The sequence below is a fragment of the Streptomyces sp. NBC_01390 genome, assembly GCF_045040105.1.
Classification (GTDB): Bacteria; Actinomycetota; Actinomycetes; order Streptomycetales; family Streptomycetaceae; genus Streptomyces.
The window spans coordinates 4811365-4826864 of record NZ_CP109551.1 but is presented as its reverse complement, the minus strand read 5'-3'; the positions used below and the strand labels follow the sequence as shown (position 1 = coordinate 4826864).

The 15500-nt window shown below is 70.5% G+C and carries 13 protein-coding genes; 12 read left to right on the top strand and 1 reads right to left on the bottom strand.

Features of this window, described 5'->3' with window-relative positions; all coding sequences use genetic code 11:
* The first annotated feature begins 247 nt into the window (after positions 1-247).
* Entirely contained in the window at positions 248-1663 is a 1416-nt protein-coding gene (locus tag OG241_RS21585; RefSeq protein ID WP_405817163.1) for an NAD-dependent malic enzyme, read from the top strand.
* Positions 1664-2021: 358 nt separating this feature from the next.
* The gene (locus OG241_RS21580; RefSeq protein ID WP_053741618.1) at positions 2022-2303 is read left to right on the top strand and encodes an HU family DNA-binding protein; all 282 of its coding nucleotides are present in this window, start codon (positions 2022-2024) and stop codon (positions 2301-2303) included.
* A gap of 174 nt (positions 2304-2477) precedes the next feature.
* Here the strand turns inward: OG241_RS21580 and murA are convergent, their stop codons facing one another.
* Positions 2478-3824, bottom strand: a complete 1347-nt coding sequence (gene murA / locus OG241_RS21575; RefSeq protein ID WP_044471673.1) for a UDP-N-acetylglucosamine 1-carboxyvinyltransferase — start codon at positions 3822-3824, stop codon at positions 2478-2480.
* A 302-nt stretch (positions 3825-4126) separates the two neighbouring features.
* Here murA and OG241_RS21570 point away from each other — a divergent pair, with 302 nt between their 5' ends.
* From OG241_RS21570 to OG241_RS21525, 10 genes are all read left to right on the top strand, one after another.
* Positions 4127-4702 (top strand): YqgE/AlgH family protein, encoded by a 576-nt coding sequence (locus OG241_RS21570; protein ID WP_405817162.1) that lies wholly within the window; start codon positions 4127-4129, stop codon positions 4700-4702.
* 29 nt (positions 4703-4731) lie between these two features.
* Complete coding sequence (locus OG241_RS21565; RefSeq protein ID WP_405817161.1) at positions 4732-5028, top strand: DUF3039 domain-containing protein; 297 nt, start codon at positions 4732-4734, stop codon at positions 5026-5028.
* 290 nt (positions 5029-5318) lie between these two features.
* Positions 5319-6644, top strand: a complete 1326-nt coding sequence (locus OG241_RS21560; protein ID WP_405817160.1) for an extracellular solute-binding protein — start codon at positions 5319-5321, stop codon at positions 6642-6644.
* Between the two features lie 47 nt (positions 6645-6691).
* Entirely contained in the window at positions 6692-7603 is a 912-nt protein-coding gene (locus OG241_RS21555; RefSeq protein WP_405817159.1) for a carbohydrate ABC transporter permease, read from the top strand.
* Positions 7603-8472 (top strand): carbohydrate ABC transporter permease, encoded by an 870-nt coding sequence (locus OG241_RS21550; protein ID WP_405817158.1) that lies wholly within the window; start codon positions 7603-7605, stop codon positions 8470-8472. Before OG241_RS21555 ends, OG241_RS21550 begins: the two co-directional genes overlap by 1 nt.
* Positions 8473-8477: 5 nt before the next feature.
* Positions 8478-10103 carry a beta-N-acetylhexosaminidase gene (locus OG241_RS21545; RefSeq protein WP_405817157.1) on the top strand — a complete coding sequence of 542 codons (1626 nt, stop codon included), beginning with the start codon at positions 8478-8480 and terminating at the stop codon, positions 10101-10103.
* Positions 10104-10395: 292 nt separating this feature from the next.
* Positions 10396-11289 (top strand): xanthine dehydrogenase family protein subunit M, encoded by an 894-nt coding sequence (locus OG241_RS21540; RefSeq protein WP_044471667.1) that lies wholly within the window; start codon positions 10396-10398, stop codon positions 11287-11289.
* Positions 11286-13001 (top strand): 2Fe-2S iron-sulfur cluster-binding protein, encoded by a 1716-nt coding sequence (locus OG241_RS21535; RefSeq protein ID WP_405817156.1) that lies wholly within the window; start codon positions 11286-11288, stop codon positions 12999-13001. The genes OG241_RS21540 and OG241_RS21535 overlap by 4 nt, the downstream gene beginning before the upstream one ends.
* Complete coding sequence (locus tag OG241_RS21530) at positions 12998-15307, top strand: xanthine dehydrogenase family protein molybdopterin-binding subunit (RefSeq protein ID WP_405817155.1); 2310 nt, start codon at positions 12998-13000, stop codon at positions 15305-15307. The genes OG241_RS21535 and OG241_RS21530 overlap by 4 nt, the downstream gene beginning before the upstream one ends.
* Positions 15304-15453 (top strand): hypothetical protein, encoded by a 150-nt coding sequence (locus OG241_RS21525; RefSeq protein WP_405817154.1) that lies wholly within the window; start codon positions 15304-15306, stop codon positions 15451-15453. The genes OG241_RS21530 and OG241_RS21525 overlap by 4 nt, the downstream gene beginning before the upstream one ends.
* Positions 15454-15500: the final 47 nt, after the last annotated feature.

The window sequence follows — 15500 nt, the reverse complement described above, 5'->3', positions numbered from 1 at the left end:
AGCCCCCGGGCCCAACCTTCGTCGCTACGAGCGACCACTTGCCGCGAGGCGAGCATGGCGGGTCGGTGCCACTGAACGGAGAAGTGCGAAGAGGTCCACGTCACCTGGTGACGTGGACCTCTTCGTCTTCAGGAACTTATTGAGAACAAAACGTTCGCAATCGAGGCCCCGTTACCAGCTACTCCACGGTAGGTGCGACGATCGGACGGCAAACCAAGCATCAGGGTGAAAGCAGAGGAAGTCGGCCATGGCAACGGCGCCCAGCGTCTCCTACTCGATCACGGTCCGGTTGGAGGTGCCCGCGAGCGGAACCGCGGTCTCCCAGATCACCACCGCCGTGGAGTCCTCCGGAGGCTCGGTGACCGGCCTCGACGTCACCGCCTCCGGCCACGAACTGCTCCGGATCGACGTCACGATCGCGGCGACCTCGACCGCGCACGCCGACGAGATCGTGCAGAAGCTCCGCGGCATCGAGGGCGTCAGCCTCGGCAAGGTCTCGGACCGTACGTTCCTCATGCACCTCGGCGGCAAGATCGAGATGGCGTCCAAGCACCCCATCCGCAACCGTGACGACCTCTCGATGATCTACACCCCGGGCGTGGCCCGTGTGTGCATGGCGATCGCCGAGAACCCCGAGGACGCCCGCCGTCTCACCATCAAGCGCAACACCGTCGCGGTCGTGACGGACGGCTCGGCGGTGCTGGGCCTCGGCAACATCGGCCCGATGGCCGCCATGCCGGTCATGGAGGGCAAGGCGGCCCTCTTCAAGCGCTTCGCCGACATCGACGCCTGGCCGCTGTGCCTGGACACCCAGGACACGGACGAGATCGTCGCGATCGTCAAGGCGATCGCCCCGGGCTTCGCCGGCATCAACCTGGAGGACATCTCGGCGCCGCGCTGCTTCGAGATCGAGGCCCGGCTGCGCGAGGCCCTCGACATCCCCGTCTTCCACGACGACCAGCACGGCACCGCGATCGTCGTCCTCGCCGCCCTCACCAACGCCCTGCGCGTCACGAACAAGTCGATCGGTGACATCCGGGTCGTCATGTCCGGCGCCGGCGCTGCCGGTACGGCCATCCTCAAGCTGCTGATCGCGGCCGGCGTCAAGCAGGCGGTCGTCGCCGACATCCAGGGCGTCGTCCACGCGGGCCGTGCAGACCTGGTGAACGCCGAGCCGGACTCCCCGCTGCGCTGGATCGCCGACAACACCAACCTCGACGGCCTCACCGGCACCCTCAAGGAGGCCGTGCGCGGCGCCGACGTCTTCATCGGCGTCTCGGCCCCGAACGTCCTCGACGGCGACGACGTGGCCGCGATGGCCGACGGCTCGATCGTGTTCGCGCTCGCGAATCCCGACCCCGAGATCGACCCGGCGATCGCCCGCCAGACGGCCGCGGTCGTGGCCACCGGCCGCTCGGACTTCCCGAACCAGATCAACAACGTGCTGGTCTTCCCGGGTGTCTTCCGCGGTCTCCTGGACGCGCAGTCCCGCACGGTCAACACCGAGATGATGCTCGCGGCGGCGACCGCACTCGCGAACGTCGTCTCCGAGGACGAGCTGAACCCGAACTACATCGTGCCGAGCGTCTTCAACGACAAGGTCGCGGGCGCGGTGGCCGGCGCGGTGCGGGACGCCGCGAAGGCTGCGGCCGCCACCGAGTAGGGGCCCGCATGGGGCGACGCGCCCCATGTGTGACGGTTGCCACGGGCCCCCGTACCGGCGCGTCGGGGGCGCCAGGCCCCCGGGCGCCTCTAGGGTGGCGGCCAGGTTCAGCCTGTCGGCCCCGGCCGCTGACGTTTTCCGTCCGACTCCCAAGGGTGTTCGTCTGACTCCCGGGGGTGCCGGATTGGCTTTCCCGCCGCAGGTGGGGGCAGGATGCGTCTTCGGGCGTGAGGGTCCGACGGCGGACCCGGGTCCGGGGACCCACCGAGGACCCTGGCAGCATCGGCTTCGCTGTGCCCCCCATGCGGCTCCACCGCGGGGCACGCCTCAACAGCAAGAAGAACACGGGAGTAACAACATGAACCGCAGTGAGCTGGTGGCCGCCCTGGCCGACCGCGCCGAGGTCACCCGCAAGGACGCCGACGCCGTTCTGGCCGCGTTCGCCGAGACCGTCGGTGAGATCGTCGCCAAGGGCGACGAGAAGGTCACCATCCCCGGCTTCCTGACCTTCGAGCGCACCCACCGTGCCGCTCGCACCGCGCGCAACCCGCAGACCGGCGACCCGATCGACATCCCCGCCGGCTTCAGCGTCAAGGTTTCCGCGGGCTCCAAGCTCAAGGAAGCAGCCAAGGGCAAGTAAGGCGCCTGTTCGCCGTTGTGGCTTGGTGCCGCGGGCGACTGCCGGCCTCCAGTGGCTGGTCGCGCAGTTCCCCGCGCCCCTTTCGGGGCGCTCAGCACAACGCCGATGGGGCGGTCACCCGAGTCCGGGTGACCGCCCCATCGGCGTTCGTACGACTGGCTGCTGACTGGCTGACTACCCGAGCGCCTTGCCCGGCAGCTCCACCTTCGCGCCCAGTTCGACGAGCTTCTCCATGAAGTTCTCGTAGCCCCGGTTGATCAGGTCGATGCCGTGCACCCTGGACGTCCCCTGGGCGGCCAGGGCGGCGATGAGGTACGAGAAGCCGCCCCGGAGGTCCGGGATGACCAGGTCGGCGCCCTGGAGGCGCGTGGGGCCCGACACGACCGCCGAATGGAGGAAGTTGCGCTGTCCGAAGCGGCAGTGGGAGCCGCCGAGGCACTCGCGGTAGAGCTGGATGTGCGCACCCATCTGGTTGAGCGCGGAGGTGAAGCCGAGGCGCGACTCGTACACCGTCTCGTGGACGATGGACAGGCCGGTGGCCTGCGTCAACGCGACGACCAGCGGCTGCTGCCAGTCCGTCTGGAAACCGGGGTGTACGTCCGTCTCCAGGGCGATCGACTTCAACTGGCCGCCGGGGTGCCAGAAGCGGATGCCCTCGTCGTCGATCTCGAAGGCACCGCCCACCTTCCGGTAGGTGTTCAGGAACGTCATCATCGACCGCTGCTGGGCGCCGCGGACGTAGATGTTGCCCTCGGTCGCCAGCGCCGCCGACGCCCACGACGCGGCCTCCAGACGGTCCGGGAGGGCCGCGTGGGTGTAACCGCCGAGCGAGTCCACGCCGGTGACGCGGATCGTGCGGTCGGTGTCCATGGCGATGATCGCGCCCATCTTCTGCAGTACGCAGATGAGGTCCTCGATCTCGGGCTCCACGGCCGCGTTGGACAGCTCGGTGACGCCCTCCGCCAGCACGGCCGTCAGCAGCACCTGCTCGGTCGCGCCCACGGACGGGTACGGCAGCTGGATCTTCGTACCGCGCAGCCGCTGCGGAGCCTCCAGGTACTGCCCGTCCGCGCGCTTCTCGATCGTCGCGCCGAACTTCCGCAGCACCTCGAAGTGGAAGTCGATCGGCCGGCCGCCGATGTCGCAGCCGCCGAGACCCGGGATGAAGGCGTGGCCGAGGCGGTGCAGAAGGGGGCCGCAGAGCAGGATCGGGATCCGGCTCGAACCCGCGTGCGCGTCGATGTCGGCGACGTTGGCGCTCTCCACGTGCGACGGGTCCATGATCAGCTCGCCGGGCTCCTCACCCGGCCGGACCGTCACCCCGTGCAGCTGCAGCAGCCCGCGTACGACCCGGACGTCACGGATGTCGGGGACGTTGCGCAGTCGACTTGGCCCGCTGCCCAGCAGGGCGGCGACCATGGCCTTCGGTACGAGGTTCTTCGCACCGCGGACACGGATCTCGCCCTCCAGCGGGGTGCCGCCGTGGACAATCAGTACGTCGTCTGTGCCGTTGACCGTCATGTATCTCGCGTTCCGGTGAGTTGGGCGGGGGGTGTTGGCGGGCCCGTCGTGCAGGACGCGGTCGTAGAGGCACGCGCCGGAGCCGAAGAGCAAGGGTAATCGCCGCACACCCCCCTTCCGTAAGCCCAAGCGCCGCCCAGCCGTGTCATAGGTTTGCCACAACACGAACCGTTCGCCACCGGGCACATGCGGTCACCGGTGCCGACGCGCGCCCTGTCCCGCTTCCGTACCCCTGACCTGCCTTGCTCCCGGTACCCCGATTGGCTCCCCGCGCGGAGGGAAGATGCGAGATCATGTCTGGCATGACCGAGGTGTCCTCGCTCACAGGGCGACTGCTCGTGGCAACGCCCGCCCTGGCGGACCCGAACTTCGACCGCGCGGTGGTGCTTCTTCTCGACCACGACGAGAAGGGTTCCGTCGGAGTGGTCCTCAACCGTCCGACGCCGGTGGACGTCGGCGACATCCTGGAGGGCTGGGCCGAACTCGCGGGTGAACCGGGGGTCGTCTTCCAGGGCGGCCCGGTCTCCCTCGACTCGGCCCTCGGTGTCGCGGTCATCCCCGGCGGCGGCGGATCCGGCGAGCGCACCCCGCTCGGCTGGCGGCGCGTGCACGGCGCGATCGGCGTCGTCGACCTGGAGGCGCCGCCGGAGCTGCTCGCGAAGGCGCTCGGGTCGCTGCGTATCTTCGCCGGGTACTCGGGCTGGGGTCCCGGGCAGCTGGAGGACGAGCTGGGGGACGGCGCCTGGTACGTCGTCGAGTCGGAGCCCGGCGACGTCTCCTCTCCGGCGCCGGAACGCCTGTGGCGCGAGGTTCTCAGGCGCCAGCGCAGCGAGCTGGCGATGGTCGCCACCTACGCGGACGACCCTTCGCTCAACTGACGGGTGTGACCTTCAGTACCCTTGCGTTTATGAGCACTCTTGAGCCTGAGATCCAGCCCCAGCGCGGGACTGGTACGGGGACCCTCGTCGAGCCCGCGCCGCAGACCTCGCACGGCGACGGCGACCACGAGCGCTTCGCCCACTACGTCCAGAAGGACAAGATCATGGCGAGCGCCCTCGACGGGACTCCCGTCGTGGCGCTGTGCGGCAAGGTGTGGGTACCGGGCCGCGACCCGAAGAAGTACCCGGTGTGTCCCATGTGCAAGGAGATCTACGAGTCCATGGGCGCCGGCGGCGACGAGGGCAAGGGCGACGGCAAGAAGTAGGGCCGTACCGGTGGCTGTTCGCTAGGCCGGTAGTCCGGTAGATCAGCTGTTCGGTGGGCCGGTAGCCCGGTCGCGTGGTGGTCCGAGGTCCTCAGGGTGCGATTTGGCGCGCCCTGGGGACCTTTGTGCTGTCTGCCGTTGCACGGAATGCGTCGGCCGGTCACAGAGTGGTGGAGACGTGGTCAAGACCTCTTGTGGCCATGTCCCCGAAGTCCATAGCCTCCGTGGTGTTGTGCAGAGCGAAACATCCATTGCGTATGTTGCAACGCTTTCACCGGAGGAACCGTCAGATGAACCTCTCTGTCCGATCTGCCCGACTGGCCGCCTCCGTGGTCGCCCTGACCCTCGCCGGGTTCACCGCCACCGCTTGTGCCCCCGAGACGGCCGACAACACCGACAACTCCTCCTCCGGCAAGGACGAGCAGACCGGCACCCTGCGCGTGTGGCTCTTCCAGGAGGTCGGCAACGCCCCGAAGGAGAAGGTCGTCACCTCGGCCGTCGACGCCTTCGAGAAGGCCCACAAGGGCGCCGACGTCAAGGTCGAGTACATCCCCGTCGAGACCCGCGCCCAGCGCATCAAGGCCGCCTTCAACGACCCGAAGAGCGCCCCCGACGTCATCGAGTACGGCAACACGGACACCGCCGGTTACGTCGCCGACGGCGGACTCCTCGACGTCAGCAAGGAGTTCGCGGCCTGGGGCGAGGCGAAGGACACCGACCCGACCGCCCGTCAGTCGGTCACCGTCGACGGCAAGGTCTACGGCGCCCCCTTCTTCGTGGGCGTTCGCGCCCTGTACTACCGCACCGACATCTTCAGGGAACTCGGCCTCAAGGTCCCGAAGACCATGGCCGAGCTGACGACCACCGCGCACGCGATCCGGGCGGCGAAGCCCGACCTGTACGGCCTCGCGGTCGGCGGCGCCTTCACCTACGGCGCGATGCCCTTCATCTGGGCCAACGGCGGCGAACTCGCCACCGGCCGGGGCGGTTCGTACGCCTCCGCCATCGACAGCGCCGCCGCCCAGAAGGGCATCAAGGCCTACACCTCCCTCTTCGGCGACGACAACTGCCCGGCCGCCAAGTGCGCCGGCATGGGCGGCAACGACACCATCACCGCGTTCGCCGCGGGCAAGGCCGGCATGGCGATCGGCGGCGACTTCAACCACACGGCCGTCGAGGCGGGCAAGGCCAAGGGCGACTACGCGGTCGTACCCCTGCCGGGCGTCACGGCCGGCTCGGTGGCACCGGCGTTCGCGGGCGGAAACAACCTCGGTGTGCTGAACAGCACTTCGCACCGCACGCTCGCCGTCGCCCTGATGGAACAGCTCGCCTCGAAGCGGACGCAGACCGAACTCTTCGACGCCATGGGCTTCCTGCCGACGTTCGCCGACACGCGCGACACGGTCGCCGAGAAGCAGCCGTACGTCGCGCCCTTCGTGAAGACCCTCGCCGCGGGCACCAAGTTCGTGCCGGCGTCGCCCGCCTGGTCCCAGATCGACTCCTCGCTGGTCCTGCCGACGATGTTCCAGGAGATCGTCAGCGGCAAGAAGGATGTCGCGGCGGCTTCGGCGGAGGCGGCTCAGAAGATGGACGATGCGTTCGGCTCCGCCGGGTGAGGCAGGTGACAGCGCCTAGTGGGGTGGGGGTTGGTGAGCGTCGGCGGGTGCGGGTGGGGCGTGGCTTGTCGCGCAGTTCCTCGCGCCCCTATTCAGCTACCCCCTGGCTCTATCTCGCGCCTGCTCTTGTCGTCCTTGGTGGGTTGCTTCTCTATCCCATCTATCAGCTTGGGCTGATCTCGTTTTTTCAGTACACCCAGGCTCAGGTCAGTGGTGGTGTGCCGACCACCTTCGAGGGGTTCGGCAACTACCGGGAGATCTTCTCCGACTCCCAGTTCTGGCAGGTGCTGCTCGCGACGGTCGTCTTCGCGGCGGCCTGTGTGGTCTCCACGCTCTCCGTCGGCTGTGCCCTCGCCGTCCTGCTCACCCGCGTTCGCGCTCTGCCCCGCCTCGCGTTGATGCTGGCGGCGCTCGGCGCGTGGGCGACCCCGGCGGTCACCGGCTCCACGGTCTGGCTGCTGCTCTTCGACCCCGACTTCGGCCCGGTCAACCGGGTGCTGGGCCTCGGCGACCACTCATGGACGTACGGCCGGCTCAGCGCCTTCTTCCTGGTGCTGCTCGAAGTGGTCTGGTGTTCCTTCCCGTTCGTGATGGTCACGGTGTACGCCGGCATCCGCGCCGTACCGGCCGAGGTGCTGGAGGCGGCGGCTCTCGACGGCGCCTCCCAACTGCGCATCTGGCGCTCGGTGCTGGCGCCGATGCTCCGCCCGATCCTGGTGGTCGTCACCATCCAGTCGGTCATCTGGGACTTCAAGGTCTTCACCCAGATCTACGTGATGACGAACGGGGGCGGCATCGCGGGCCAGAACCTCACCCTCAACGTGTACGCCTACCAACAGGCCTTCGCCTCCTCCCGGTACAGCCTGGGCTCGGCGATCGGGATCGTGATGCTGCTGATCCTGCTCGCCGTGACCCTCGTGTACCTGCGGCTGCTGCGCAGGCAGGGGGAGGAGCTGTGATGTCCGGCAACGTTGTCCAAGGCGCCTGGGGTGTCCGGAAGTTCGTCCGGCGGCCCTGGCGGCTGGCCGCCGAGGTGTCGGCGCTGCTGATCGCGGCCCTCGTCGCCTTCCCCCTCTACTGGATGGTGCTCAGCGCCTTCAAACCGGCCGGCGAGATCGAGTCGACCGAGCCGCGCCCCTGGACACTCGACCCTTCCCTCGACTCCTTCCGGCGTGTCTTCGGGCAGCAGGAATTCGGCCGGTACTTTCTCAACAGCCTGGTGGTCGCCTGTTCCGTGGTCGTCGTCTCGGCGCTGATCGCCTTTCTCGCGGCGACCGCCGTGACCCGATTCCGGTTCCGTTTCCGGACCACCCTGCTGATCATGTTCCTGGTGGCCCAGATGGTGCCCGTGGAGGCGCTCACGATCCCGCTGTTCTTCCTCATGCGGGACTTCGGACAGCTGAACACGCTGGGCGCCCTGATCCTGCCGCACATCGCCTTCTCGCTGCCCTTCGCGATCTGGATGCTGCGGGGTTTTGTGAAGGCGGTTCCCCAGGCGCTGGAGGAGGCCGCGTACATCGACGGGGCGAGCCGGTCGCGATTCCTCTGGCAGATCCTTTTCCCGCTGGTCTTCCCGGGGTTGGTGGCCACCAGCGTGTTCTCCTTCATCTCGGCCTGGAACGACTTCCTGTTCGCCAAGTCGTTCATCATCAGTGACACCTCCCAGTCGACGCTGCCGATGGCCCTGCTGGTCTTCTACAAGCCCGACGACCCGGACTGGGGTGGCGTGATGGCCGCCTCGACGGTGATGACGATTCCGGTGCTGGTGTTCTTCGTACTCGTGCAGCGCCGACTGGTGTCGGGGCTCGGTGGAGCGGTTAAGGACTGACTGACGTGACTGAACTGATTCCGGCGCCCCGCAGCGCCGTCAACGGTTTCGGCGAGGTGCGGCTGACGGCGCACTCCCGGATCTACGCCGGCAGCGGGATGGAGGGCGTCGGCCACTGGCTGCGCACCGTCCTGTGGCAGGCCACCGGGCTGCCGTTTCGTGAGGGGCGGGAACTCGACGACACCGACGAGGACGGCATCGGGCTCCAACTCGACCTCGGACTCGGCCCCGAGGAGTACCGCCTCGTCAGCGACCCGTCCGGGGTCCTCATCGAGGGCGGCAGTGCGGCAGGTGTCTTCTGGGGCGCGCAGACACTCCGTCAACTCCTCGGTCCCGAGGCGTACCGGAAGGCCCCCCTCGACCGCGCCCGCACCTGGACCGTGCCCCACGTCACCGTCGAGGACACCCCCCGCTTCCGCTGGCGCGGACTCATGCTCGACGTCGCCCGGCACTTCATGCCCAAGGAAGGCGTCCTGCGCTACCTGGACCTGATGGCGGCGCACAAACTCAACGTCTTCCACTTCCATCTGACGGACGACCAGGGCTGGCGCGTCGAGATCAAGCGGTATCCGAGGCTGACGGAGGTGGGTTCCTGGCGGGCCCGGACCAAATTCGGCCACCGTGCCTCACCGCTCTGGGAGGAGAAGCCGCACGGGGGCTTCTACACCCAGGACGACATCCGCGAGATCGTCGCCTACGCCGCCGAGCGGCATATCAGCGTGGTCCCCGAAATCGACGTACCGGGGCACTCGCAGGCCGCGATCGCCGCGTATCCGGAACTCGGCAACACCGACGTCATCGACACGACCTCCCTCTCCGTCTGGGGCAACTGGGGCGTCAGTCACAACGTACTCGCCCCCACTGACAACACCCTGCGCTTCTACGAGGGCGTCTTCGAGGAAGTCCTCGGTCTGTTCCCGGGGGAGTTCATCCACATCGGCGGCGACGAGTGCGCGAAGGAACAGTGGCGGGAATCGCCCACCGCGCAGGCCCGCATCGAGGAACTCGGGGCAGGCGACGAGGACGGGCTCCAGTCGTGGTTCGTACGGCACTTCGACACCTGGCTCACCGCGCGCGGGCGTCGGCTCATCGGCTGGGACGAGATCCTGGAGGGCGGTCTCGCACCGGGCGCCGCCGTCTCCTCCTGGCGCGGATACGCGGGCGGCATCACTGCCGCGCGCGCGGGTCACGACGTCGTCATGTGCCCCGAGCAGCAGGTGTACCTGGACCACCGTCAGCACGACGGCCCGGACGAACCGGTCCCCATCGGGTACGTCCGCACACTTGAGGATGTCTTCCGTTTCGAGCCGGTTCCCCCGGAGTTGGGCCCGAAGGAGGTGCCGCACGTCCTCGGCACCCAGGCCAACCTGTGGACCGAGGTGATGGAGGACGAGGGGCGCGTGGACTACCAGGCCTTTCCTCGGCTGGCCGCCTTCGCCGAGGTCGCCTGGAGCGCCCTGCCCGCCCCCGCCGAACGGGACTTCGCCGACTTCGAACGCCGGATGACCGCCCATTACGGGCGACTTGACGCCCTCGGTGTCGGCTACCGGCCGCCGACCGGGCCGCGTCCGTGGCAACAGCGGCCCGGCGTTCTCGGACGCCCGATCGAGGGAACGCCCCCGAACGTGTGAGGCGGCAAGGGGAACCGGTGTGTCGCCGTACGCGGGGCACCGGGACTTCGAAAACCCGTCCCCCTGTGAGGAGAAACGCACACAACGGGCACCGAAGGGAACAATCGGAACTGATTGGTGATGCCGTGCGAAAACGGACCATCCCTCTGACGAGAGGGGCGAATGCCTCCTAGCGGACCCCCGCGTTCGGGTCTCGCGAGAATGTGCCAGAGTTGCCACGTCCGCCCTGTCAGCACGTACCGTACGGCAACACAGGCGGGACCAGGTGGGGCAGCGGGAAGGGGCAGCCGGTTTGACCACGCACGCACCGCAGGCGGCGCAGGCCGTGACGCTGCCCGCCTCGCTGGACGAGGCTGTCGCGGCGCTCGCCGCCATGCCGACGGCCGTCCCCGTGGCGGGCGGTACCGACCTCATGGCCACCGTCAACTCCGGGCAGCTCAGGCCCGCCGCACTCGTCGGCCTCGGCCGGATCAGCGAGATCCGCGGCTGGCAGTACCAGGACGGCCACGCCCTGCTCGGCGCCGGACTCACCCACGCGCGGATGGGCCGCCCCGACTTCGCCGCCCTGATCCCGGCCCTGGCCGCCTCCGCGCGTGCCGCGGGCCCGCCGCAGATCCGTAACGCGGGCACCCTCGGCGGCAACATCGCGACAGCCGCCCCTACGGGGGACGCGCTTCCCGTGCTGGCCGCCCTGGAGGCGACGCTGATCATCGCGGGCCCCGGTGGCGCCCGCCGGGAGATCCCGGTGTCGCACCTGCTGGCCGGTGTGGAACTGCTGCGCGCCGGTGAACTGATCGGCTTCGTGCGCGTGCCCCTGCTGCACGCGCCCCAGGTCTTCCTGAAGGCCACCGGACGCACCGGCCCCGGCCGTGCCCTCGCGTCCGTCGCGCTCGTCCTCGACCCCGCCCGGCGCGGAGTCAGATGCGCGGTGGGCGCCATAGCTCCGATGCCGCTGCGACCCCTGGACGCCGAGCAGTGGGTCGCCCGGCTCATCGACTGGGACAACAACCGGACGATCGTCCCGGAGGCACTGGGTGCCTTCGGCGAGTACGTCGCGGCGGCCTGCATTCCCGACCCGGTTCCGGCCGAGGACGGCTCCGTACCACCGCTTCCGCCCGCGGTCCTGCATCTGCGGCGCACCGTCGCCGCGCTGGCCCGACGAGCACTGGGGAGGGCACTGTCGTGACCGACGACCAGTACGGCGACGACCAGTACGGAGACCGGCACGGGAGTCAGCAACGGGAGCAGCCCGGGGATCAGCGCGCGGAAGGCGCTCCCCGTGGCGGCGGCCGCTGGGACCCGCTGCCCCAGGGCGACTACGACGACGGTGCCACCGCCTTCGTGAAGCTCCCCGAAGGGGGCATCGACGCGTTCCTGGCTTCCGTGGACAGCCCGCTCGCCGCGCCCGGCCACGGCTACGTACCCCCGCAGATCGCTGCGGCGCCGGGGTCCGAGGGTGGCTCCCCGGGCGCGCCGGACGCGTGGGGCATGCCGCCCGCGCCCCCCGGGGGTGCCCAGTGGCCGGACCCGAACGCCGTGCCCCAGGAGGCCGCGCGGCAGGACGGGTTCGGCTACGACCAGAGCTCCACCGGCCAGTGGGCCTTCGAGCAGGGAGCCGGCGCGCCGGACGCCGCGGCTCCCGGAGTCGCGGGCCGCGAGGTCACCGGAGAGTGGCGGATCCCCGTCGCCGGGGGCGACCTTCCGGACGAATCGGGCGAGTTCAGTGCGTCGGCACTGGTCGAGCAGTGGGGCGGCACACCGCCCGCCACGCTCCCCGGTGGCGCGCCCGCGCCCTGGGCCACGGAGGGGGCGGGCCAGCCCTGGGCGGCCGGACTCGACCCCGAGCCGGGATCCGACGGCACGATGGGCGCGGGAACGACGTACGCGCCCGAAACCGGGCACGAAACCGAGCGCCGAACGGGCGACTCCGGTCGTACGGCCGACGGGATCGGTCACCCGGCCGACGGATCCGGTCACGCCGGTACCGAAGCCGGTCACGCGGCCGGCGACGAGGATCATGGCCCCGCCGAGGTCCCGCACGACCCCGCTGAAGGGCCTGGCGGCCCCGCAGAAGCCGCCGCGGAGCCTGAGCCTGCTCCCGGGCCGGAAAGCTCGCCGGAGGCCGCTGAGGAGGCCGTGGCGGGCGAGCCGGACGCGGTCACCGAGGCATCCGGTGCCACCGCGACCGACGCGGAGCCCGCCACAGAGCCCGACACCGCCGACGCGCCCCCCGGACTTCCCGGCGAGGAACACCCCCTCGCCTCCTACGTCCTGCGCGTCAACGGCTCCGACCGGCCCGTCACCGACGCCTGGATCGGCGAGTCGCTGCTCTACGTCCTGCGCGAGCGCCTGGGCCTCGCCGGCGCCAAGGACGGCTGCTCCCAGGGCGAGTGCGGGGCCTGCAACGTCCAGGTGGACGGACGGCTCGTCGCCTCCTGCCTGGTGCCCTCGGTCACCGCCGCCGGCAGCGAGGTGCGCACGGTGGAGGGCCTCGCCACCGAGGGCCGCCCCTCGGACGTGCAGCGGGCGCTCGCCAAGTGCGGTGCCGTGCAGTGCGGTTTCTGCGTCCCCGGGATGGCGATGACCGTGCACGACCTCCTGGAGGGCAACCCCGCCCCGACCGAACTGGAGACGCGCCAGGCGCTGTGCGGCAACCTGTGCCGCTGCTCGGGCTACCGGGGCGTCCTGGAGGCCGTCCGCGAGGTCGTCGCCGAACGCGAGGCGCACGCCGCCGACGCCGACGGGGACGACGGCGAGGCCCGCATCCCGCACCAGGCCGGACCGGGCGGCGGCGGGGTCAACCCCTCCGCGTTCGACGCCCCGGGCTTCGAACCCGCCCGCAACCACGACTCCCACGCGTATGACCAGGCTCACGGCCAGGACGGAGGCGAGACGTGAGCAACGAAGCCGCCACCGCCACCACGGCCGCGGAGTCCGCCCCCGACGCGGAGGCACTCCCGCACGGCCTCGGCGTGTCCCTGCCGGCCGCCGACGCTCGCGCCAAGACGGAGGGCACGTTCCCGTACGCGGCCGACCTGTGGGCCGAGGGCCTGCTGTGGGCCGCCGTACTGCGCTCACCGCACCCGCACGCGCGCATCCTCTCCATCGACACGACCCACGCGCGCGAGATGCCCGGCGTACGGGCCGTCGTGACCCACGAGGACGTGCCGGGGACCGAACTGCACGGCCGCGGCAGGGCCGACCGCCCGATGTTCGCCTCAGAGGTCGTACGCCACCACGGGGAACCCATCGCCGCCGTCGCGGCCGACCACCCGGACACCGCGCGCATGGCGGCGGCGGCCGTCATCGTCGAGTACGAAGTACTCGAACCGGTGACCGACCCCGAGCAGGCCTTCGAGGCCGAGGCGCTGCACCCCGACGGCAACCTGATCCGGCACATCCCGCTGCGGCACGGCGACCCGGACGCGATCGGCGAGATCGTCGTCGAGGGCCTCTACCGGATCGGCCGCCAGGACCCGGCCCCCATCGGCGCCGAGGCGGGCCTCGCGGTACCGCGCCCGGACGGCGGTGTGGAGCTGTACCTCGCCTCCACGGACCCGCACGCGGACCGCGACGCGGCCGCCGCCTGCTACGGCCTGGAACCGGAGCGGGTGAAGGTGGTTGTCACGGGAGTCCCCGGCGCCACCGCCGACCGCGAGGACCAGGGCTTCCAGCTCCCCCTCGGCCTGCTGGCGCTCAAAACGGGCTGCCCGGTGAAACTGACGGCGACCCGCGAAGAGTCCTTCCTGGGCCACGTCCACAGACACCCCACCCTCCTGCGCTACCGCCACCACGCGGACGCCGACGGCAAGCTCGTCAAGGTCGAGGCACAGATCCTGCTCGACGCGGGCGCGTACGCGGACACCTCAGGGGAGGCCCTCGCGGCGGCGGTCTCCTTCGCCTGCGGCCCGTACGTCGTCCCCAACGCCTTCATCGAGGGCTGGGCGGTGCGCACCAACAACCCCCCCTCGGGCCATGTGCGCGGCGAGGGCGCCATGCAGGTCTGCGCGGCCTACGAGGCCCAGATGGACAAGCTGGCGAAGAAACTGGGCGCCGACCCGGCCGAGCTGCGCCTGCGCAACGTGATGGCCACCGGGGACGTACTCCCGACCGGCCAGTCCGTCACCTGCCCCGCCCCGGTCGCCGAACTCCTCCAGGCGGTACGGGACTTCCCGCTTCCGCCGCTCCCCAAGGACACCCCCGAGGACGAGTGGCTGCTCCCGGGCGGCCCCGAGGGCGCGGGCGAACCGGGCGCGGTCCGCAGGGGCGTCGGGTACGGCCTGGGCATGGTCCACATGCTCGGCGCCGAGGGCGCGGACGAGGTCTCGACGGCCACCGTCAAGGTCCACGACGGCATCGCCACGGTCCTGTGCGCCGCCGTGGAGACAGGCCAGGGCTTCACCACCCTGGCCCGCCAGATCGTCCAGGAGACGCTGGGCATCGACGAGGTCCAGGTGGCCCCCGTCGACACCGACCAGCCCCCGGCCGGCCCGGGCGCCCGGGGCCGTCACACCTGGGTCTCCGGCGGCGCGGTGGAACGGGCCGCGAAAATGGTCCGCACCCAGCTCCTCCAGCCCCTCGCGCACAAGTTCGGCATGTCCACGGAGCTGCTCCAGATCACCGACGGCAAGATCACCTCGTACGACGGTGTCCTGTCGACCACGGTGACGGAGGCGCTGGACGGCAAGGAACTGTGGGCCACGGCACAGTGCCGCCCGCACCCCACGGAACCCCTCGACGAGGCGGGCCAGGGCGACGCCTATGTGGGCCTCGCCTTCTGCGCGATCCGCGCGGTGGTGGACGTCGACATCGAACTCGGCTCGGTACGCGTGGTGGAACTGGCGCTGGCCCAGGACGTCGGCCGTGTCCTCAACCCGGCGCAGCTGGCAGCCCGTATCGAGGCGGGCGTCACCCAGGGCGTGGGCATCGCCCTCACGGAGAACCTGCGCTCCGCGCGCGGGCTGATCCGCCACCCCGACCTCACGGGCTACGCCCTGCCGACCGCGCTGGACGTCCCGGACATCCGCATCGTCAAGCTGGTCGAGGAGCGGGACGTGGTCGCCCCCTTCGGCGCGAAGGCGGCGAGCGCGGTTCCGGTGGTGACATCCCCCGCGGCCATCGCGTCGGCGGTACGCGCGGCGACGGGCCGCCCGGTGAACCGCCTGCCGATCCGCCCGCAGGCAGCGGTGGTGACGACGCCGTGACGAATCCGACGCCGACACCGACACCGTCTCCGGAAGAGGAGCCGCGCTACGAACCCGGGCCGACGCCCGGCAAGGTGCTGGCGTGGGTGCTGCTGTTCCTGGTGGCGGCGGTTGTCGTGGTCGTGGGTGGCGTGTACTTCGGCTGAGATCGGGTTTGATCCCAGGTCAGAGGCTGTTGTCAGTGGTGCCGCGT

What these genes read in the sequence shown, in the direction of transcription:
- OG241_RS21585 (WP_405817163.1), top strand. Translation starts at nt 248, where the DNA reads ATGGCAACGGCGCCCAGCGTCTCCTACTCGATCACGGTCCGGTTGGAG.
- OG241_RS21580 (WP_053741618.1), top strand. Translation starts at nt 2,022, where the DNA reads ATGAACCGCAGTGAGCTGGTGGCCGCCCTGGCCGACCGCGCCGAGGTC.
- murA (WP_044471673.1), bottom strand. Translation starts at nt 3,824, where the DNA reads ATGACGGTCAACGGCACAGACGACGTACTGATTGTCCACGGCGGCACC.
- OG241_RS21570 (WP_405817162.1), top strand. Translation starts at nt 4,127, where the DNA reads ATGACCGAGGTGTCCTCGCTCACAGGGCGACTGCTCGTGGCAACGCCC.
- OG241_RS21565 (WP_405817161.1), top strand. Translation starts at nt 4,732, where the DNA reads ATGAGCACTCTTGAGCCTGAGATCCAGCCCCAGCGCGGGACTGGTACG.
- OG241_RS21560 (WP_405817160.1), top strand. Translation starts at nt 5,319, where the DNA reads ATGAACCTCTCTGTCCGATCTGCCCGACTGGCCGCCTCCGTGGTCGCC.
- OG241_RS21550 (WP_405817158.1), top strand. Translation starts at nt 7,603, where the DNA reads ATGTCCGGCAACGTTGTCCAAGGCGCCTGGGGTGTCCGGAAGTTCGTC.